This window comes from Desulfosporosinus nitroreducens, assembly GCF_023897015.1.
Lineage (GTDB): Bacteria > Bacillota > Desulfitobacteriia > Desulfitobacteriales > Desulfitobacteriaceae > Desulfosporosinus > Desulfosporosinus nitroreducens.
Genome location: NZ_JAMHFY010000009.1, coordinates 135762 through 151068 on the forward strand (window position 1 = coordinate 135762; position 15307 = coordinate 151068).

The 15307-nt window shown below is 42.8% G+C and carries 16 protein-coding genes and 1 pseudogene; 5 read left to right on the plus strand and 12 right to left on the minus strand.

The features are described 5' to 3' along the window. Positions 1 to 93: 93 nt before the first annotated feature. A complete protein-coding gene (locus tag M8E35_RS12115) occupies positions 94 to 933 on the plus strand; it encodes an HPP family protein (protein ID WP_252469362.1) in 840 nt (279 codons plus the stop codon). A 52-nt stretch (positions 934 to 985) separates the two neighbouring features. Here M8E35_RS12115 and M8E35_RS12120 read toward each other — a convergent pair whose 3' ends face one another. Beyond that, positions 986 to 1954, minus strand: a complete 969-nt coding sequence (locus M8E35_RS12120) for a DMT family transporter (protein ID WP_252469363.1) — start codon at positions 1952 to 1954, stop codon at positions 986 to 988. A 201-nt stretch (positions 1955 to 2155) separates the two neighbouring features. Here M8E35_RS12120 and pdxR point away from each other — a divergent pair, with 201 nt between their 5' ends. Both pdxR and M8E35_RS12130 read left to right on the plus strand, forming a co-directional pair. Further along, positions 2156 to 3481, plus strand: coding sequence for a MocR-like pyridoxine biosynthesis transcription factor PdxR (gene pdxR, locus M8E35_RS12125; protein ID WP_252469364.1), 1326 nt, complete (start codon positions 2156 to 2158; stop codon positions 3479 to 3481). A gap of 135 nt (positions 3482 to 3616) precedes the next feature. Then, positions 3617 to 4745 (plus strand): annotated as a pseudogene (locus tag M8E35_RS12130) (IS110 family RNA-guided transposase); the annotation flags it as partial. Between the two features lie 184 nt (positions 4746 to 4929). Here the strand turns inward: M8E35_RS12130 and M8E35_RS12140 are convergent. The 4 genes from M8E35_RS12140 to M8E35_RS12155 all read right to left on the minus strand — a co-directional run bounded on the left by M8E35_RS12140 (position 4930) and on the right by M8E35_RS12155 (position 7351). Then, positions 4930 to 5475 carry an AAA family ATPase gene (locus tag M8E35_RS12140; RefSeq protein WP_252469367.1) on the minus strand — a complete coding sequence of 182 codons (546 nt, stop codon included), beginning with the start codon at positions 5473 to 5475 and terminating at the stop codon, positions 4930 to 4932. 269 nt (positions 5476 to 5744) lie between these two features. Then, the gene (locus M8E35_RS12145) at positions 5745 to 6185 is read right to left on the minus strand and encodes a YiiD C-terminal domain-containing protein (protein WP_252469368.1); all 441 of its coding nucleotides are present in this window, start codon (positions 6183 to 6185) and stop codon (positions 5745 to 5747) included. 355 nt (positions 6186 to 6540) lie between these two features. Further along, positions 6541 to 7071 carry a group II intron maturase-specific domain-containing protein gene (locus M8E35_RS12150; protein WP_309446463.1) on the minus strand — a complete coding sequence of 177 codons (531 nt, stop codon included), beginning with the start codon at positions 7069 to 7071 and terminating at the stop codon, positions 6541 to 6543. After that, on the minus strand, positions 7043 to 7351 hold the full coding sequence (locus M8E35_RS12155) for a GNAT family N-acetyltransferase (protein ID WP_252469370.1): 309 nt from the start codon (positions 7349 to 7351) through the stop codon (positions 7043 to 7045). Before M8E35_RS12155 ends, M8E35_RS12150 begins: the two co-directional genes overlap by 29 nt. 364 nt (positions 7352 to 7715) lie before the next feature. On the opposite strand from M8E35_RS12155, the gene M8E35_RS12160 reads away from it, so the two are divergent. Together M8E35_RS12160 and abc-f are read left to right on the plus strand one after the other, a co-directional pair. Then, on the plus strand, positions 7716 to 7868 hold the full coding sequence (locus tag M8E35_RS12160) for an RAxF-45 family protein (protein WP_252469371.1): 153 nt from the start codon (positions 7716 to 7718) through the stop codon (positions 7866 to 7868). A gap of 99 nt (positions 7869 to 7967) precedes the next feature. Beyond that, positions 7968 to 9890, plus strand: coding sequence for a ribosomal protection-like ABC-F family protein (gene abc-f, locus M8E35_RS12165; protein ID WP_252469372.1), 1923 nt, complete (start codon positions 7968 to 7970; stop codon positions 9888 to 9890). A gap of 87 nt (positions 9891 to 9977) precedes the next feature. Here the strand turns inward: abc-f and M8E35_RS26935 are convergent, their stop codons facing one another. From M8E35_RS26935 to M8E35_RS12195, 7 genes are all read right to left on the minus strand, one after another. Next, the gene (locus M8E35_RS26935; RefSeq protein WP_373887445.1) at positions 9978 to 10136 is read right to left on the minus strand and encodes a PhzF family phenazine biosynthesis protein; all 159 of its coding nucleotides are present in this window, start codon (positions 10134 to 10136) and stop codon (positions 9978 to 9980) included. A 146-nt stretch (positions 10137 to 10282) separates the two neighbouring features. Further along, positions 10283 to 11731: a M56 family metallopeptidase gene (locus M8E35_RS12170; protein ID WP_252469375.1), complete on the minus strand. Its 1449-nt coding sequence runs from the start codon at positions 11729 to 11731 to the stop codon at positions 10283 to 10285. Further along, entirely contained in the window at positions 11728 to 12108 is a 381-nt protein-coding gene (locus tag M8E35_RS12175; protein ID WP_252469377.1) for a M56 family metallopeptidase, read from the minus strand. The genes M8E35_RS12170 and M8E35_RS12175 overlap by 4 nt, the downstream gene beginning before the upstream one ends. Beyond that, on the minus strand, positions 12105 to 12464 hold the full coding sequence (locus M8E35_RS12180; RefSeq protein ID WP_252469378.1) for a BlaI/MecI/CopY family transcriptional regulator: 360 nt from the start codon (positions 12462 to 12464) through the stop codon (positions 12105 to 12107). Before M8E35_RS12180 ends, M8E35_RS12175 begins: the two co-directional genes overlap by 4 nt. A 487-nt stretch (positions 12465 to 12951) precedes the next feature. Next, a complete protein-coding gene (locus M8E35_RS12185) occupies positions 12952 to 13995 on the minus strand; it encodes a YncE family protein (protein WP_252469379.1) in 1044 nt (347 codons plus the stop codon). Between the two features lie 204 nt (positions 13996 to 14199). Further along, positions 14200 to 14595, minus strand: a complete 396-nt coding sequence (locus M8E35_RS12190; protein ID WP_252469380.1) for a DUF6262 family protein — start codon at positions 14593 to 14595, stop codon at positions 14200 to 14202. Beyond that, positions 14582 to 15193 carry a TerD family protein gene (locus M8E35_RS12195; protein ID WP_252469381.1) on the minus strand — a complete coding sequence of 204 codons (612 nt, stop codon included), beginning with the start codon at positions 15191 to 15193 and terminating at the stop codon, positions 14582 to 14584. Before M8E35_RS12195 ends, M8E35_RS12190 begins: the two co-directional genes overlap by 14 nt. Positions 15194 to 15307: the final 114 nt, after the last annotated feature.

Below are 15307 nucleotides of genomic sequence, written 5' to 3' on the forward strand. Positions count from 1 at the left end.
GTTACTCATGACATGTCGGTCGAAACACGCTAACTTGCCTCAGTACACGGCGGCAAGAGTCATTAACCAAGTTCTGGTGGGCACAGTGCTTTATTGTGCCCACCACGAACTTGCAGTCGAGCCAAAACTTTGCCTGGAGGGGAGAGTGCAAAAGTGCCTAAGAAATTGAATTCGGTGCAGATAAGAGTTACGTCCATTTGCCGAAGAGAATTTGCGAGGGACGTTTACCGCCCGGGAGTCATTTCGTTGTCGCGCATCGTCTGGGGCTCACTTGGCGGCAGCATAGCGCTTGCCATCATCGGTATGCTGTCTAAAGTCGCGGGGATAGGAGTGCTCTTTCCGCCTCTGGCAGCAACCTGTTTTATCAATTCCAGTTGCGTGTACTTGCGCGTGGCTCGGCCCAAACCGGTCATTGTCGGACATTTTGTCTCAGCGATCGGCGGGCTGGCGGGAGTTTGGACAGGAGACTTGTTGGCAGGGGGAACCGACTTTGTTATTCCGCTTAAACTCAGTCTAGCGTTGCTTTACGTTGCAGTGCTGATGCAGGTTTTTGATGCCGATCATCCTCCGGCGGCAGCCACCGCTGTCATTCCAGCTATTTTACCCTTGCCCATGCCCGCGCAGCTATTTCCCGTATACATGGCTTGGGGAGCAACCATCGCCGTACTTTTCGCCCTCGTCTGGAACCGGGTTTGGTTCGAATTTCCGGCTAAAGATGACGACTATTGCGTTAAATATGCAGGACTGTACATGGAAAAACCGCAGGTATGGGGCATGGCTTTATGCATGGTTAGCACGCTCTTGATGAGTTGCAAGCAAGTTGCGTCGACACTCTATTCGATTGGGCTTTGGGGCATGACCCTGGGCGTCTTGCTTCTAGGGATGCACCATTTTGTGGTTGCCTTGGTAACTCCGAAAACTGAAAATCACTAGAAAATTGGCCCTTCTGCATATTCCGGTTGAAATTCATTCTGCATGATATGTATCATTTTACCACCTGCTCCTTTATACTTTTTACTTCTTGCAATTTAGATACCTTGGCGGGAATGCTGCCGTTTCCGATCAGAATCATTCCGGATATGACCAAAACCCCACCCATCCACTGCTGCCATCCGACTTGTTCACCCAGAATGATTACCGACAGAAGCATAGACACAAATGGCATCATGCCGGAGAAAGCTGCGGCGGTAAACGCGCCACAGCGTTTGATTCCGGCGTACCAAAAGACAAAAGCCAGTGCAGTCACAAAGAGTTCGTACCACAAAAGTGACAACCATTCCCCAAGTCCGATTTCGGATAACCTTCGCACAGGGGATTCAAAAAGCGTCGGAATCAGACAGAGAATGAACGCGATTGCCGAGACAAGCGCAGTCTGGACCAGCGGATGGATCGCTTTCTTTTGAACAGACACAGTCTTGACGGCGAAAACACGCGAAAAAATGTTGAACGTGGATTCGCTTGCCGCCGCACAGAGCACCAGCATATTCCCGCCCAGATGTAACAGAGAAAAACTGTTCCCCGCATTAAGAAGTCCTTGGATCATCAGGATACCGCCTACCGTGCCGGCAATTCCCGCGAGCTTTTTCCCGCTGAACGGTTCCTTTAATAATGCCATTGCGAAAAGTGCTGTAAAGGCCGGTGTCGCTCCTGTGAGAATACCCGCTTCCATGGAACTGGTAAAAAGCATGCCGTACAGCAGAAACATACGAAATAGAAAAATACCAAATATCGCCTGAAGAACAAGGGAGAAAACGTCTTTTGCAGACATCTCACACAGGCTTTCCATCAGCTTTTTCCCGCAGGCAGGCAATAAAAAAAGAAGAGCAAAGAAAAGACTCACCGATGCAATGGTAAATGTTCCAAGCTTTCCGGAAACAAGACGTGCTGATATGACGCTGGTCCCCGCCAGAGAAAACGCAAAAAATAAACAAACTTGTCCCGCCCATCTCTTCAAGCTCAAATCTTCCTTTCATAGCGCCTTGCTTTGTACTGGATGAATGATACAATATTACCAAGCTGACTGGTATCAGTAAAGTGCCAGTTCAACCTAGATTATAGTAGACCAGTTGGAGGCAGTATGCTGGGAATTGAGTTAGAACGGGAAAGCGAACAGCCGTTAAAACGGCAAATCTATCAGAAACTGAAAGAGCAAATTATGAGCGGAAAGCTGAAATCAAACGACGCCCTTCCTTCTACACGGGAGCTGTCGAAGGATCTTGGCATATCCCGCAATACCGTGGGTGAGGCTTATGAAATGCTGATTGCAGAAGGCTTTGTCATTAACCGTCAAGGTTCCGCCACACGGGTTGCGGAAGGTGTGTATATGGAACAGTCTGATCTTTTTGCGCTATGTAAGACTAGTCTGCCTAAGCGGATGTTAAAAGCCGATTTCCGGACGGGACGGCCGGATTTGCGTCAGTTTCCACAGTTTTTATGGCAACAGTTCTTACATAAAGCTTCAGTAGAAATGCCGATTGAACTGTACGGATATACAGGTCCACAAGGCCTTCCCGCCTTGCGTGAGGAAATAGCCGCATGGCTTTTCAGAAGCCGCGGTCTTACAGTAAACTCAGAGGATATTTTTATAACAGCGGGTGCTACCCATGCTCTGCATCTGCTGGCCGATCTGCTGTGCATGAACAGTAAAAAAGTTCTGATAGAGGACCCCTGTCACAGCGGCATGCTTAAGACTTTTCTGAACAAAGGATGCCCGATTGAGCCCATCCCTGTGGATTCTCAGGGAATGCGGACGCAGTGCTTACCCGATGGCAGGGACGCCTGTGCCGTCTATGTAACCCCATCACATCAGTTTCCGTTGGGTGGAATCTTGCCCGCTGCCCGCCGAACCGCGCTTGTCCATTATGCCAGAGAAAATGGGCTATATATTATTGAGGATGATTATGACAGCGAGTTCCGGTTTTGCGGAGAACCCATCGCACCGCTGTATGCAATGGATCAACAGCGTGTAATTTACGTTGGAACCTTCAGTAAATCACTTTTTCCAGCGCTCCGAATCGGCTATGTCATTCTGCCCAAGCCTTTGCACAGGCAATGGAGCGATATGCGCACCCACGCGGATGTACAGAACCCACCCTTCGAGCAGGCGGCAATGGTCGAGTTTTTGCGGACGCGGAAGCTGGACAGGCATGTACAAAAAATGCGCAGAATTTACGGACAGCGGCGACAAGAGCTGATGGAAGCGCTGAAAGAAGCATTCGGCAGCGGATGGACTTCCTACGGCGATGCTGCCGGACTTCATATTGCCATTGATTTTCCGGGAAAATGCTTTGATGAAGGATTCAGAAAAGGCTGCCTTCAAAACGGTATTGATATAACGCCGGTGGAACACCATTGTATTGAAAAAGGCAGGCACCAAGGCAAACTCCTTATGGGATACGGACATCTGGAGCCGGAAGAAATTCGAAAGAGCGTTCTATTATTGCGCGATTATATTGAATCGGCTGCAGGAACTGTCAGATAACCAAATCAATATTTCTACTGCCTTTATTCAAGGATCTCCTGATCTGTTATTGGCATATAATTTATAAAACAGTGAACCGTTTTCTTCAAAGAAGTGGCTCACTGCTTTACAGCTAACTTTATATTAAAGTACCGGCGACCCTTTTCGTTCTCTCATTCACCCAACGATTTATCTCAATTAATCGATCGACTCAGCAAGTTAGAATTGGAGACGGGTCAACGTCCTCATGTGGTTATGGAGGCTACTGACAACTACTCCAAGCCTATTACCGCTTTCTTTCAAGATGCTGGGTTCAAGGTGGTCGTTTTAAATCCTCTTCAGACTCACGCTGAGAAAAAGAAATCCGTTCGTAAAGTTAAGACTGACCCTATTGATGCAAATCGTATTGCTCAGGTTTACTACCTGAATCAATTTACCGAGGCTAAACCTCATATGGATTACATCTCGGAGTTGCAGAATCTTTGCCGCCAATATGATGGGTTCAACACTATCTATATTGAGACTCAACTCCGGTTTCGTTCCGTCTTAGACCTTCTGTTTCCTAAGTTTGAGTCAGTATTTGCTCATTTATGTAGTCCTACTGCTTTGAGAGTCCTTTCTTCTTTTCCTACTCCCGATGCTATTCTGTCGGCTAGTAGGGACCAGATTATCAATTGTCTTAAGCCAGCAAAGATGTCGAAGAACTGGTACGAGTTGAAAACGGATGCACTGATATCGGCTGCCAAGGAAAGTCTGCCTTTTAACCGCGCCCAACAGTCAAACTTACGGGTTTTAAGGATGTACATGGACCTCCTCAGATCCCAACAAAGTATTCTGACAGATATACGGGCTCAAATGGTCTACTGGGCAAACTTTTCCCTTGATTACCCTCTCCTTTGTTCAATTCCTGGCGTAGGAGAGGCTACAGCCCACCACCATTCTCGCTGAGATTGGTGATATTAAGAGATTCCCGAGTTCTAAACAGTTGGTCGCTTTTGCAGGCATTGACCCCTCTGTCTTCGAATCGGGAAAGTTTAAATCGAGTCATAACAAGATTTCTAAGAGAGGGTCACCTTGTCTTAGAAAGGCAATCTATCAAGCCACTGTAGCTGGAATTAGTAATAGAGCCAGTGGCCCTCTAAATATGATCCTCAGAAGTTTTTACCTTCGAAAAATAAACGAAGGTAAGCCTTCTAAAGTCGCGATCATTGCTACTTCTAACAAATTACTTAGGATAATTTTCGGTATTTTAGCTTCTCAGCAGCCATTTTCTGATCTTAAATAACTATTCTATGTGGACTTATGGATACCTTTTATTTACATACCGTTTTTGTGCTTACTTTTGGTAGGTTAACAATTAGCTGGTTTAGATGACGTACGGTCTTCAGCTGCTTTCATACCAAATGGCAATGAGTGGATGAACTCTAACCAATGTCAACAAAACGCAATGTCCATTTTGGACTCTCCTGCTAATTCTTTCTTATTGTTTCAATTACTGCTTCTACACGTTCTTCAACAGACATATTTCCTTCAAGCCGAAGAACCTTACAGTTTAAGGATGCCATCCATTGTTCATGCATAGCTTTACTACGCATATTTAGTCCACCATTATCGTAATCAGATGCCCATTGAATGAAATCGTTGAAAGCAGAATACATCTTTCCGCCTACTTCGATTTCTGTTTTACCATATCTCCGTGTCTCTCGCTTAACAAGTCTTTCTATGCGCAAATCTTTCGAAATCCACAGATACACTACTAAATCGAATCTCGGAATAAAAATATCTCCCCATCCACTAAGTGAACCAGATAATATCCATCTGTCAGTACTGTCTAAATCCGTCATTAATAGTGTTTGCCTATCTTCTAGCTCTCTCTTTTTTTGAAATGGTGGATTTGTAGGAAGCCAAAAATAATTGTCTGTATCAAAATGCTGATAACTTAATCGTTCTGCAAGTGCCCCGCCTAATGTGGTGGTTCCTGACCCTGACGATCCTGTAATATGTATTCTTTCCATCATTTATCCTCCTGGACTACCTTTATCCGTCATAGAATAGCCGCAAATTTCAAGTAGACTGCAAAAGCTTTCTATTAAATAAAAACAAAAACCGAGTATGGCGTCTAACGTTCTGCGTATTCCCGACGCGCCATAGTACATGCATATTACCAAGTGTTGGGAATACGTTGTTATCGGACGTCGGTTAAGAATGCCCAGACAACCCCGTAACCCGTATTTACTAAATCTGCCCTCAACAGTTGTTATGCGAAGAAAAATTCTCTAAAAGGCTATCGAAACACTACGTATTGTCCTTCGAATTTTGATAATACCTTGTTGTCTTCCCTACAAAAAACATTTAACTTTATTCGAGCACGATTGAACTTTTTGTAGGTTATTAAGAGCTTCTCTATAACTTCTTGCTTTTCAATTTTGCACTCCGCTATGAAATCCATATTTATAGGAGAGAAGTATTCAATATTACTCCTTTGGATAACAATATGTGAGTTTGAATCAAATTCCTTTATATTAACAAAAACTGCTGCCCAACCACACATCGTCATTAAACTATTGATACTACCTCCAAACGCAGTACACTTGTGATTGAGGTTTGGTTCAAGCTTAGCCAGTATCTTTACACTAGACGGCTTGAATTCAATAACCTCAAACCCCATTTTTTCAGTTATGGGTATTTGTTCATATAATAATTGTTGAAATGCCAATTCGTCCATGATTTCCTCCATCTTAAAACTATATTTAGTAGACTTCCCGAAAAAACATGAGCTACATTTTATTTAGCATATCCGACATGCGTATTAGTACACTATCAACGAACTCCAATCATCTCTTACCCTTTCCTGCTCACTAAACCTAATCAATCAAATACTTATCCAACTCTAACTCCCTCTCATTCCTAATGGACCTAGATGTCCGATAACGTCCCGCGTATTCCCGAAGTCTGAATACTACTTTCATATTCTCTCAGATTTGGTGAGTAGGCGGGCCCTTTTCTTACGAATTGAAGCCCAACCCCTCTCAGAACCGGACGTGCCCAATTTAGGCATCCGGCTCCACATATGAGCCTCTTTATACATACGCCGAGTTAAGATTAATTAGTGTTTTCGGTGTCACTAGCGGGTACCATTTTAAAAGTTGATTAAACCTTATCCATGACAACTTACTACGTTGACTTCTGCGCCTTAGCCACTTGCATAGCAATCGTTTCACTGCATTCCTATATTTTAAGAGTCCGTCCCAGTTGTCGCTTACCCCATAATAATTAAAATGTCCTCTTAGTTTGGCGTTAACTTTCTCCCAGATATCTTTGATCGGCAGGGTTCTATTTGCTTCTATCCAGGAGGGAAGGTTACTGCTATCGATTAAAATGGATAGGTTCGGACTACCAACCGAAACTGTGTTTTTATCTCCACTAGATATTATACTAAGAAATCCAATAATTGTATAATACTTAACAAATATGAAGTGATACTTAAACCTTTTCGTCCGTGCCAAGGATGGCGCGTCCTTTGCACGATATGTCGTAGAACGTTTAAGTGTTTGCGACGCGTCCCAACTGCTTTCATATTGGCTAAGTGTCGCTAAACAAAGCAAACTCAATTAATTTACGTCCAATTCCTCTTCCCTGTGAATCTGGGTGAACTGCTACATTTTCGATAAATAGGGAATTCCCCTTTGGAAAAAAGACAATAATGCCCATAAATTCTTCCGAATCTGTTGCTATATATACAACATTCTTCTCAATAAGTTTAGAATAATCTGAAAGCATAGGAGCAGGCTTTTTACCCATTCTTTCAATGTACATACTATAAGCTATACTTACACATTCAAAAATGGCTTGTTCATGTTTCTTTTCAGCAAGCTTAATATCCATACTCATTGCGCACTCCCTAAATTTATCCTACTACTTCGAAGGGATACCAAAATCATTCGTTGCTTATGGAATCATTACCTTTATTTGACTACAATCGGTTTATGAATACGAGACCACAAGCGAAGCGGAAAACGGGAGAAATTAACCTGACTGTTTTCCTCCTCAATGGTTACCCCTTCAGGAAAATCATGATGACATTTCGGGCCCATATGTGAACTGATTGCATATTTTACAACTTAAAGACAACCTAAGAAAGGCAGGCAAAAAATATACTTCCTGCACCTTTTTATATAGACTAAGAATTTGGTTGATTATTCCACAAGGATTATGTTACTATATTCATATCATTCAGTGAAGGAGGTGTGGTAGGATGAATCGTGATTTTGCAATGCTCCGTCTTGAACAGTTGCCAATAGCAATCTTTGGAATTATGTATGCAGTTTCATTTAACGGGATAGCTATGCCCATTTTTAAGCAACTGAGTACGGATCAACAAAATTGCGAAATGACACACCTACCATAACCGCAACGAAACATTGAAGCTGCGACCGTAGGGACATTTCCCTGCGGTTTTTTTATGCTTAAATCCGTGAAAGTGTCATTTCCCTGGAGGAGAATGAACATGATTATTGATTTTCAACACATCAAACTATCTTTTGGCGCCAATGAAGTGCTTACCGACGTCTCCTTTGAAATTAAGCAAGGAGAACGAGTAGGTCTAATAGGCCGTAACGGAACAGGAAAGTCCACAATTTTAAAATTAATCATAGGATCCCTTCAACCTGAACAAGGGCAAATCGCAATACGCAAAAATACCAAGGTTGGTTTCTTAGCTCAGGCCCCTGAATATGACGACAAAATGAGCGTCTATGAAGTATTGGAACAGTGCTTTCAAGAAGTAAAGAATTGGCAGCAGCAACTAGAACGATTAGAGCAAAAAATGTCCGACCCGATGAACACCGAGAATAATAAACTTAGTCAACTTATGCTGGAATATGGCAAACTTCAGGAAAAGTTCGAAGAGGCTGGTGGATACCAAATCTCTTCCCACATCGACGGGATTGCCATCGGACTCGGTATAACGGCGGATTACTATCCACGGCCATTTTCCTCTTTATCCGGCGGAGAAAAAACGAAGGTGTGCTTAGCAGCCTTACTATTGACTCAGCCTGATATTTTATTACTGGACGAACCAACCAATCACCTGGATATGTCTTCCATTGAATGGCTTGAGACCTTTTTTAATAACTATAGGGGCACCGTCATCGTTGTTTCTCATGACCGTTACTTTTTAAATAGAGTGATAACTAAAATCATTGAGCTGGAAGACGGGGAAGCCGTAACTTATCAAACGAACTATACCGACTATCAGAAAGAAAAAGAGAGCCGCCTGCTCTCAGAGTTTACAAATTATCAAGAACAACAGAAAAAGATTAAAAAGATGCAGGAATCCATCAAACAATTAATTGAGTGGGGCAACCGCAATCCACCGAATCCCGGTTTTCATCGCCGTGCCGCATCGATGCAAAAGGCCTTAGATCGCATGATTAAATTAAAGAGGCCGATCTTAGAACGCAAAAAAATCGACCTGCATCTCGAACAAAGTGACCGTTCAGGAAAGCAGGTGATTTCGCTGGAGGGAATCAGCAAATCCTTCGCTAACCGCTCGCTTTTCAGTCAAGTCAGTGCCCAGCTATTTTACGGCGAACGGATCGTCCTCATCGGAAAAAACGGCTGCGGTAAAAGTACTCTTCTAAAATTAATCTTAGATCAGGAAAACCCAGATCACGGTGAAATACGCCTTGGCTCACGAGTTGACATCGGATATCTCTCCCAAGACAGTGCACCGCTCAAATCCGACCAAACCGTCCTTCAATATTTCCGTGCAGAACTGGATATGGAAGAAGGTGAAGCCAGAAAACAGTTAGCAAAATTTCTCTTCTACGGTTCCGACGTTTTCAAGAAGATTAGCAGTTTGTCCGGTGGAGAATGGAGCCGGCTGCAACTAGCATTACTCATGTATCAAAAGCCAAATCTGTTATTGCTCGATGAACCTACGAATCACCTGGATATCGATTCGCGTGAAGCTCTGGAAGAAGCATTGGAGGAGTTTCCCGGCACGCTGCTGGCAGTTTCTCACGACCGGTATTTTATCAATCGTTTGGCTCACAAGGTTTGGGTGCTTGACCAAGGCGAGATTACTTCCTACTTGGGCAATTATAATGACTATCTGGAAAGAAAGCACAAACAAATTATTAAGATCGCAGGTAAAACAGACAGTCCGGCAAGCCTTGCTAATAAACGGGGGCAGCAAGTTAAAGCGTCTGTTGCCAAGGCAGATAATCCGTATAAATCAGCTACTCAACTAGAAAAGGAAATAACCGCACTGGAACAACAAATTCTCGATATTGAAGCTCAAATGTCTGACCCTGCAATTTCTTTTGACTCATCAAGACTTTCTTCGTTTCAGCATGAACGGGAGACTATTGAAAGCCGGCTTAATTTATTGTATGAGAAGTGGGTTATGATATCTGACAAGGCCTAGATAATAGGGTTCCCTGAAGGTGCTCCAGCTTTATCAACTTGTCCTGCATGAGCACGAGTGGCAATTTCAATCGCTTTGTTCAGCAAATTAAGACCTCCTAAAACATTCCCTCGAAATATTTTGCATCCATTCGTCAGTAACCTGCTGGGGCAAAAAACACACCTCATCAGGATTACCATAGTATGGTTTATCTGCAAAAGCGTGCATGTTGATTTGTGTACTTTTATTGGGATCGAGTAGCAGCATTCAAGGTTTTTAACCTCATCTATAGTTGGAGTGTATTGTTTATTCGTATAGAGTCAAATCGCAAAACCATAAAGCTGCGGTTGACCGATTGCTTTTGCTGTACCAATAAAATTAATATCTTTCTTTATAGCATACCTTAATAGTTTCTAAGCTCTTATAAGCGATCCTTTGGGAGCGTTTTGGTGCACCCAGTCTATACCATTTTCATTCACCATCCGTTGTATATGGTCTTTATAGGTGTCATACCAATCTTGAGGGGTTGTAATCGCAGACTTAATATCTTCGCCGTCCAAAATAGTTCTACATAAATTCATCATGATATGCCCCTTTAATCCATTTTGGTCGCCTTTTTTAAACTCGGAGAATAGATAGGTCAGGGCTTTATGATCCATAGCGAGAATGGCATTATACTCATTTTCATGCGCCTTTATATAATCCTGTGGATTAGACGAGATTTGAGGCGAAGACATGATTTTTGCAAGGTATTTCTCAATTTGGTCCTTATATGGACCTTGTGCAGTGATCTTGTTTATATCTGGTGCGATGATCCTTTTGCCAAATGGAATACTGTTTATGCGGTCTATAAGTGTTATAAGCGTGCTGGTGTTGCTGGCATAGTCGCGAACATCACCATCCATCAACTGGTCTGCATATTCTCTAGTATAAGGAAAAGTAGATGTAGAAGTAGAGGGCTTGTTGGTGATATCCAAGATTGAGCTGTAAATAACATCAACATTGTCCACTAAGCTAAAGAGCAGTATAGGATTGCGAAAAGCATAAGTGTTATCTCGGCCTTCCAACTCACTCACCGTATAATGTATCGTTATACTATAGGGCGTAGCGGATGTCTGAAGCTCTACGCTATCACGTACAACACCAGCGGGCAACGGCATGGCGTCGATAAGTGCAACAACCTTGCTGGCGTCACCCACGTAAAGGGTTTTGTTGGCCAGTAAGGTCTCCGTTTTAAAGCCTGAGTAAACACCTGTAGCCAACAGGTCATTCTTCGGATTTGCTGTAAACAGTACAACTAGAGCAAATGTTGCTATTAGCGCTACTACTACAACCCAAAAAGGAGGTTTCTTGTAGCTTAGAACATTTATAATCCTTGCTTTCGCGTTACTTTCTCCAAAAGCAAGTGGACTTCCGGAAAGCAACTGACGTTTGCCGGTGGCCAGAGCTAACAAAGATTGGCTGTAATTCGCTCTAGTCTCATCGCCGAATAATTTCAGAACGCTTTCATCGCAGGACATTTCCAGGTCTTTGCTCATCAGAAAAAAGCTAAGCCACATCAACGGATTAAACCAGTGGACTGACAGGACTAGAAACGCAAACGGCTTGATGAGGTAATCCAGTCTTTTTATATGCACCCTTTCGTGTGCCAGAATATAGGGTAGCTCACTTTGCGAAATATCTGTCGGTATATAAATCTTAGGTTTCATAAACCCGCAAACAAACGGCGTGACGATTCTATCTGTTTCGAAAATATCATCTCTTACGAGAGTAGATGTTTTTACATTGTTGATTACCTTCAGATAAGAAATTACGCTGTATAAAATAAGCAGTGTGACACCGACCACCCATACTAGGCTCAAAATAGCCATAACAATCTGCATGGGGTAACACTGGCAGTTTGTACCGCCTGAGGCAACGAACTATTTACAGCCTTGTTTATGCCAGCGACGCCAACATCAATGGTGGGAATTTGCATAAGACCCAAATTATTTGGCACATAAGCAAAGGCTCCCGAAGTTTGTTGTGTTCCCGGTTTAATCACGGTAAAAAAGCTAAAGGTGGATGTGAAAGAAACAGGGAAAACTAGTCGTATGAGTACCACTGACCATAATGTATATGAAAAAATCCTGGGCATTTTTTTGAGCATTAAACGAGCGATGATAACCCCTATGGCAACAAAGGATGCCGTTATGCTCATATTGAGGACTGTTGTAAAAATCACTTGTAATGTATTCATTTGATCGCCTGCTCAATGATGGTTTTCAGGGCCGCTGCATCTTTGGACGTTAATCTTTTCCCATCTAAGAAAGCGGTCAAAAATTGTGGTAGCGACCCGTTAAAAGCTTTCTCAATCAATATTTCACTCTCATATTTTTGGACCTCTTCACGTTTTACGAGTGAAGTGACAACCGCATCTTCGTTTTTCAAGATTCCTCGCTCACATAATTTTCTGAGGACCGTGTATGTAGTAGACTTTTTCCACCCTAATTTTTTGAGGCAAAGCCCTACCATCTCTGTAGAATTCACAGGCTCATTTTCCCATATGAGAGATACAAATTTATGTTCAGCATCAAATAACTTGTATTGTTCCATAACGTCACCCTCCACAGAGGTTTAATTCGATAGACCTCGCCTTGAGTTTATTGCAATAAACCTTTTATGTCAATAGGAAGTTTTGTGACTTATTCAGCAGTACCCCCTGATAGAATAGTTGAGATAAGGACTATAGAAATGGGCTATCATAGAGCGATGGTTTATGGATTTTGTGAAGTTCAGTTAGCAGGAAAATACTGTAACAAATTAAGAATAACTGGAAGTTAAAAGTTTTAAAGATACGTTCAAAATATGGGTCTTTAGCGAATGACGGTTTACATATAAGTCGATCCTTTTCCAAGCATTAAATGAATCCTAATACCTGATGATAGTTGTTCAACTTGTCCTGGGTCGGCTAAGGGTAACGTTCAACATTGTTACTGGAAGGAATAATTTGATCAACAATAAGACCTCTCGGGCAAAAATGAACGCTCGAGAGGTCTTATTTAAGTTGAAACAACAACACCCCACTCCCAAAAGGTACAACTCAAAATAAAAGAATTGGGGTAATCGCAATTCCAATAGGACCGGTTCCGGCAGGCAAGGTTCCAATGACAGCATTTAAAACCGTATCGAGCACCGTGACGGTATCATTAGTACCAGGATTCGTAACATAAGCTCGTGAAGCGTCCGGGGTAATCGCAATTCCAGCAGGAGCGCTTCCGGCAGGAAAGGGAATGGTAGTCAATATGGTATTCCTTGCCGTGTTAATTACCGTAACGGTACCACCAAGATTCGCGACGTAAGCCCGTGAACCGTCGGGAGTAATCGCAATTCCAATAGGACCGCTTCCGGCAGGCAAGGGAATGGTAGTTAATATGGTATTCGTTGCCGTGTCAATTACCGTAACGGTACTATTAACAAGATTAGTGACATAAGCCCGTAAACCGTCGGGGGTAATCGCAATTCCATTTGAAGCACTTCCGGCAGGTAAGACGAGAATCGTAGTCAATATCGTATTCGTTGCCGTGTTAATCACCGTAACGGTATCATTAGCAAAATTCGTGACATAAGCTCGTGAACCGTCGGGGGTAATCGCAATTCCAATAGGACCGCTTCCGGCAGGCAAGGGAATAGTAGTCAAAATCGTATTAGTTGCCGTGTTAATTACCGTAACAGTATCATTAACCAAATTTGTGATATACGCATTCAAAAGCTCCTGAATTCGGGAAAGCTCCCCTTCCAGCACATGTTCCTTGAAAATTTGCCCATCCGTTCCTTTTTCCAAAACGGTAACGGCGATATCGTTGGCACCGAGTCCGCTGGTGAGCACCCGAACCCCAAAAACGTCCAGGTCCGCAAAAACGTTATCCAGGGTAAAACCAGAATCAGGTGCACCAAATGGATTAAGTGGAACTAGATTGACCACATAGAGCGTTTCACTGGTAAATCCACCTCCAGGCGGATTTATTTGGTATACTTCAATACCCACAAGGGCGGGCAGTTGACCAGTATTGAACAATCGAATCGTGAGCTGAGTTGTACGCGGTGCGTCCCTGTTATCAATCGGCCCTGTATCGAATACAGCCATAAAAAGACCTCCTTATCAAATCATATCCTATAGATTAGTATACGTCTGATCGAGACGATTGGTGTACAAGCCAATCGCGGTACGGATGCTATTTGGTTCATTAAACTCCCATTTACACAACTTCCAGTTGGATTATCCTACTTTGGAGAAATATACCAAAGTAGCTCTCCATCCGGACGGGTAGCTCAATTTACTCTGAATTATTCAAGATTTTGATGACTTCCGATTTTTAAGTCTTTCGTTTTCTTGCTTTAGCTCTTCCATCTCAACTAATTGAGCGATTAGTTTCGCCTTATCTTCCTCTAGTTGTTTAACCTTCTGACGTAGAGCAATAATCTTTTCTTCCTGTAGCTGTTTCTTATCTTTAGCAACAGTTATCGTACCAACAAGAGGAACTCCTTTGGATACAGCCCGTAGACTCAAAATGCGTTCCTTTAGCTGAGGATTGTTATAAAGGGTTGCCCTAGAAACGCCTGCTTCTTTTGATACTGAATCGAAGTTGATATTCTTTTTCTTTCTTTTCAAAGAATCAATAGCTTTGTGGACCTTCGCAATGGTTTCTTTGCTTTTTTGTTCTGCATAAGCTTTAATACCAGCCACCTATCTTGAGCAGGCTGATCTTCGATAAGTTTACAATCAACGGTTCCGGAGCAACCGCCGCATTATCCGGCTCAACCTCAATTCCGAAATTATTGCAAAGGGCTTCAAGCCCTCCTTTAAAGCCGCTTCCTATGGCATTGAATTTCCAAGCTCCGTTGTGAAGATACAGTTCTGCAGGTACCAGAGCAGTTTCAACCATAAACTGCTCACTGACTTCATACTGCAGCAGGACTTCCTGAGTATCTCTATTACAGACAGCTACTCTCACTTTGTCAATTTGACCAAAGTTCTGTCCCTTGGTCTCAGCCGAATGAATCGTAATACTGAAAGCAATTCTGCAAATATCTTGGGGAAGATGAGCCAGATCTATGGTTATTTGTTCACCACCCCTGTCATGGTCTACAGAATGATGAATCGCTCCATTGCCTCCCGCTGGATTATTATAGAAAACGAAACCTTGATCATCTCGTGTCTTTCCGTTCATGGTTAATAAAAAGGCCGCAGAATCAATCTCATAGTGAGAATGATTATCCTCGTCTTTGACATGCCAGCTAAGGTTAACCGCCAAATTTTTAATATCCGGTCTATTCTTTGACATCTGCCTTTTGTCCCTTAATCACCTGATTCATATCATCACCCTTTCATGGCTTTTATCAGCGTATCACAATAACTATAAAACAAAAGATACAGCCCGAATCCAAGCCTATCTATA

Coding starts and splice junctions, on each gene's coding strand:
- M8E35_RS12160 (WP_252469371.1), top strand. CDS start 7,716: ATGAATCGTGATTTTGCAATGCTCCGTCTTGAACAGTTGCCAATAGCA.
- M8E35_RS12180 (WP_252469378.1), bottom strand. CDS start 12,464: ATGGAACAATACAAGTTATTTGATGCTGAACATAAATTTGTATCTCTC.
- M8E35_RS12185 (WP_252469379.1), bottom strand. CDS start 13,995: ATGGCTGTATTCGATACAGGGCCGATTGATAACAGGGACGCACCGCGT.
- M8E35_RS12140 (WP_252469367.1), bottom strand. CDS start 5,475: ATGGAAAGAATACATATTACAGGATCGTCAGGGTCAGGAACCACCACA.
- pdxR (WP_252469364.1), top strand. CDS start 2,156: ATGAGCGGAAAGCTGAAATCAAACGACGCCCTTCCTTCTACACGGGAG.
- M8E35_RS12175 (WP_252469377.1), bottom strand. CDS start 12,108: ATGAATACATTACAAGTGATTTTTACAACAGTCCTCAATATGAGCATA.
- M8E35_RS12155 (WP_252469370.1), bottom strand. CDS start 7,351: ATGAGTATGGATATTAAGCTTGCTGAAAAGAAACATGAACAAGCCATT.
- M8E35_RS26935 (WP_373887445.1), bottom strand. CDS start 10,136: ATGCTGCTACTCGATCCCAATAAAAGTACACAAATCAACATGCACGCT.
- M8E35_RS12145 (WP_252469368.1), bottom strand. CDS start 6,185: ATGGACGAATTGGCATTTCAACAATTATTATATGAACAAATACCCATA.
- M8E35_RS12195 (WP_252469381.1), bottom strand. CDS start 15,193: ATGTCAAAGAATAGACCGGATATTAAAAATTTGGCGGTTAACCTTAGC.
- abc-f (WP_252469372.1), top strand. CDS start 7,968: ATGATTATTGATTTTCAACACATCAAACTATCTTTTGGCGCCAATGAA.